This is a genomic window from Delftia sp. ZNC0008, assembly GCF_000799035.1.
GTDB classification, from domain to species: Bacteria; Pseudomonadota; Gammaproteobacteria; order Burkholderiales; family Burkholderiaceae_C; genus Comamonas; species Comamonas tsuruhatensis.
In genome coordinates this window covers 1-4,563 of the sequence record NZ_JTKZ01000916.1, presented here as the reverse complement: position 1 = coordinate 4,563, position 4,563 = coordinate 1, and the positions used below count along the sequence as shown (strand labels likewise).

3 protein-coding genes are annotated in these 4,563 nt (G+C 68.0%); all 3 read right to left on the bottom strand.

The window, feature by feature from the left end:
• A partial coding sequence (locus L995_RS29595; protein ID WP_047475016.1) for a methyl-accepting chemotaxis protein occupies positions 1 to 1,376 on the bottom strand: 1,376 nt, incomplete at its 3' end.
• Positions 1,377 to 1,504: 128 nt separating this feature from the next.
• On the bottom strand, positions 1,505 to 3,892 hold the full coding sequence (parC, locus tag L995_RS29590; RefSeq protein WP_016447621.1) for a DNA topoisomerase IV subunit A: 2,388 nt from the start codon (positions 3,890 to 3,892) through the stop codon (positions 1,505 to 1,507).
• A 39-nt stretch (positions 3,893 to 3,931) separates the two neighbouring features.
• A partial coding sequence (locus tag L995_RS29585) for a lytic transglycosylase domain-containing protein (protein WP_047475014.1) occupies positions 3,932 to 4,563 on the bottom strand: 632 nt, incomplete at its 5' end.

Sequence of the window (4,563 nt, the reverse complement as noted above, 5' to 3'; positions counted from 1 at the left end):
GAGGCCGCCGTGATCTCGCCGATGGTGTCGGCCACGCGCTGCACGGACTGCACGATGCCCTCCATGGTGGTGCCGGCATCGCCCACCAGGCGGGCGCCGTCCTCCACCCGTTCCACCGAAGCGCCGATGAGCTGGCGTATCTCCTTGGCAGCCGCCGCGCTGCGCTGGGCCAGCGTGCGCACCTCGCTGGCCACCACGGCAAAGCCCCGGCCCTGCTCGCCTGCGCGGGCCGCCTCCACGGCGGCGTTCAGCGCCAGGATATTGGTCTGGAAGGCAATGGAGTCGATGACGCCGACGATGTCGGCAATCTGGCGGCTGCTGTCGTTGATGCCTTTCATGGTCTCGACCACCCGGGCCACGACCTCACCGCCGCGCTGGGCCACCTGTGACGCGCCCGCCGCCAGGCTGCTGGCCTGCTGTGCACTGCGGGCGCTTTGCTGCAGCGTGCTGGTGAACTGCTCCATGGCGGCTGCGGTCTCCTGCAGGTTGCTGGAGGTCTGCTCGGTGCGCACGGACAGGTCGTGGTTGCCGGTGGCAATCTCGGCACTGGCGATGGCAATGCTGTCCGTGCTCTGGCGCACCTGCTGCACCATGCCCGACAGCGATTCGCTCATGGCCTGCAGCGAGCGCAGCAGGTCGCCGAATTCGTCAGCGCGCTGTGTCTGTCCCTGCGCCGCTGCGCTCAGGTCGCCTGCGGCAATGCGTTCGGCCAGTTCCCTGGCCTGGGCCAGGGGGCGGCGGATGCTGGCAATCAGGAAATGGGCGCCGATGACGATGCACAGCAGCAGCACGCCCACGGCCGCAGCGGCAAAACCCACGGTGAGCCTGCGCGAGGCTGCCGTCTCTTCCTGGCTGCTGCGCACCACCTGCTCCTGCATCTGCACGAAGTCGCGCAGCGACTGCAGATAGGCATCCACGGCAGGGTTGTAGGATTGCTTGACCAAGGCCAACGCCTGCTCCTGCCGGCCATCGGCCTTGAGCTGGCGTGCCTGGGCACGCAGTTCGATCATGGTCTTGCGGGCTGCCGCAATCCTGGCCATCTGCGCCTTGTCTGCGTCGGACAGGGGCATGGCTTCCAGTGATTTCTGCACTTCGGTGATCCGCGCCGAGGTGGCGCTGATCACGTCCTTGAACTCGGCCTCGACGGCAGCATCACTGCTGACCACCAGGGCCTGGGTGCGGGCCGCATTGGTTTCGGTCAGCCCCATCCAGCGCACGGCGGCCTGGACCCGCGCCTGCATCTCCTGGGTGACGGCCTCGGACCGGGCCTGGACCTGGGCCGAGCGATAACCCGACAAGCCGACCACGCCCACCAGCGCCACCACGATGGCGGCCACGGCAAGCCACAGCTTGTGTGCCATGCGAAGTCGCAGCATATCCAGTCTCCCTCATGTTGGAAGACTCCATGTTGAGGCCTGCAGCAGGGCCCGGAGGTCGGAAAAACCCAGAGAAAACCCCTGATCCACCCCTTTCGCGGAAGGCATTGCAGGGGCAGTTGCGCTCTTTACTCCACGCGCGTCACGCTTTGCGGCTTGAAGCCCAGGTCGGCCGACTTGCCCTTGCGGCCGCGCGTGCCACGGGCATTGTTGAGACTGCGGATCTCCAGCGTCTCGCTGCGCTCCTTGCCGCCGCGGCCCAGGCCATCGATGCGGATGCTGCGCGTGTAGGCGGCAGCGCCCGCCAGGGTGTCCTTGTCCTCCAGGTCGAGCAGCATCAGCCCGCGACCGCCCTTGGCCATGTGCTTGAGGCTGGCGATCTCGAAGGTGAGGATGCGGCCGCCCGTGGAGGCGCAGATCACATGCGTGGCCGGCAGCAGCAGGCCCGCGCCCTGCTCGCCTTCCTGCGGCTCGGCGCGTGCGCCCATGGGCACGCCGTAGGCCGTGGACGGGGCGCACAGCGTCTCGCCGTCGGCCAGCGTCACGAAGGCCTTGCCCGCCTTCTGGCGCGAGACCATGTCGCCCACCATGGCCACGAAGCCGTAGCCGCCCGACCCCGACAGCAGCAGCGCCGTTCCTTCGGCTCCCGCGAAGTAGTACAGGATCTGGGTGCCGGCCTCCAGCTCGATGAGCGTGGTCACGGGCTGGCCATCGCCGCGCCCGCCGGGCAGCTGCGACACCGGCACCGAATAGACCCGGCCATTGCTGCCGAAGGCCAGCAGCTGGTCCACCGTGCGGCACTCGAAGGTGCCGTGCAGGCTGTCGCCGGCCTTGAAGCTGAGCGTGCCCGCATCGACGCCATGGCCCTGGCGCGTGCGCACCCAGCCCTTGTCCGAGATGATGACCGTCACGGGCTCATCGACCACCTTGACTTCGGCGACCACCTTCTTTTCTTCCTGGATCAGCGTGCGGCGCGCATCGGCGAACTGCTTGGCGTCGGCCTCGATCTCCTTGCAGATCAGGCGGCGCATGACGCTCTCGCTGCCCAGGATGTCTTCGAGCTTGCCCTGCTCGACGCGCAGTTCCTTGAGTTCCTGCTCGATCTTGATGGCCTCCAGCCGCGCCAGCTGGCGCAGGCGGATTTCCAGAATGTCGTCGGCCTGGCGCTCGGACAGCGCAAAGGCATCGATCAGCGCCTGCCTGGGCTCGTCGCTGGCCCGGATGATGGCGATGACCTTGTCGATGTTCAGCAGCACGGCCTGACGGCCTTCGAGGATGTGGATGCGGTCCAGCACCTTGGCCAGCCGGTGCTGGCTGCGCCGCGTGACCGTGGTCTGGCGGAAGGCGATCCATTCCTCGAGCATCAGGCGCAGGCTTTTCTGCACCGGCCGGCCATCCAGGCCGATCATGGTCAGGTTGATGGAGCTGGACGACTCCAGGCTGGTGTGCGCCAGCAGCGCCGTGACCAGCTCCTGCTGCGGCACCTTGCCGGTCTTGGGTTCGAAGACCAGGCGCACGGGCGCATCCTTGCTGGACTCGTCGCGCACGCCGTCGAGCACGGCCAGCATGCTGGCCTTGAGCTGGGTCTGTTCCTGGCTCAGCGCCTTCTTGCCGGTCTTGACCTTGGGATTGGTGATGTCCTCGATCTCTTCGAGCACCTTCTGCGCCGAGACGCCGGGCGGCAGCTCGGTCACCACCATCTGCCACTGGCCGCGCGCCAGCTCCTCGATCTTCCAGCGCGCGCGCAGCTTGAGGCTGCCGCGCCCCGTGCGGTAGGCATCCTGGATGTCGGAGGCGCTGCTGATGATCTGCCCGCCGCCCGGATAGTCGGGGCCGGGGATGATCTGGAACAGCTCCTCGTCGCTGAGCTGCGGCCGCTTGATCAGGGCCACGCAGGCGTCGGCCACCTCGCGCAGGTTGTGGCTGGGGATTTCCGTGGCCAGGCCCACGGCAATGCCGCTGGCGCCGTTGAGCAGGGCGAACGGCAGGCGCGCGGGCAGCTGCTGCGGCTCCTGCGTGCTGCCGTCGTAGTTGGGCACGAAGTCCACCGTGCCCATGTCGATCTCGTCGAGCAGCAGGCCCGTGATCTTGGACAGGCGCGCCTCGGTGTAGCGCATGGCCGCTGCGCCGTCGCCGTCGCGGCTGCCGAAATTGCCCTGGCCATCGACCAGCGGATAGCGCTGGTTGAAGTCCTGGGCCATGCGCACCAGCGCATCGTAGGCCGACTGGTCGCCGTGCGGGTGAAAGCGACCCAGCACATCGCCGACCACGCGCGCGCTTTTGACCGGCTTGGCCGCCGTGTTGTGGTTGGGGCCGCTGTAGCTCAGGCCCATGCGGTCCATGGCATACAGAATGCGCCGCTGCACGGGCTTGAGGCCGTCGGTGACATCGGGCAGTGCCCGGCCCTTGACGACCGACAGTGCGTATTCAAGGTAGGCGCGCTGTGCGTACTGGCCCAGGTCCAGGGCATCGCCGGCCGCCTGTTGGGCCAGATCCAGAGTGTTTTGATCGCTCATGAAGAAATTCGTGATCTCAATAAATGCAGTGAAGGCCGCTCATCGCGGCGATGGCAGCCCTGTGGACAAGGTCATCCGTATCCGGGGCGCTGTGCCAGGCTGTGCCGCCACCGCAGGCGCTGCCTGGCCCGCACGCTGGCGCCCGCCCTGCAGCTGCTCGTAGATACCGAGCACGGCCTTCACGTAATTGCGGGTTTCCTGATAGGGAGGAATGGCCTGCCCCGCACGCCGCACGGCACCCTCGCCCGCGTTGTAGGCGGCCAGCACCAGGTCCAGCCGCCCGGGGAACAGCCCCATCAGATGGTTGAGGTAGCGCGCGCCGGCCGGCACGTTGACGGCCGGGTCGGCCAGTTGCTGCTGCACGCTGCGCTGGCGGCTGGCCTCCACGCCGAAGCGCTGGGCCGTGGCGGGCATCAACTGCATCAGGCCGACTGCGCCCCTGGGCGAGATGGCCTGCGCGTCAAAGCCCGACTCGACGGCAATCACGGCCTTGAGCAGGTCGTAGTCCACCCCCGTGTGGTCCGCCGCCTTGCGCAGGTGGCCGCGCACGCTCTTGTAGCGCGGCGAGATGTCGAAGAAGCTTTGCATCCGCGTGCTCGCCTGCGGCCTGCGCCCGGCATCGCTGCCGCCGTCATCGTCGGCAGCGGCCTCGGCTTCCACCAGCGGGGGCT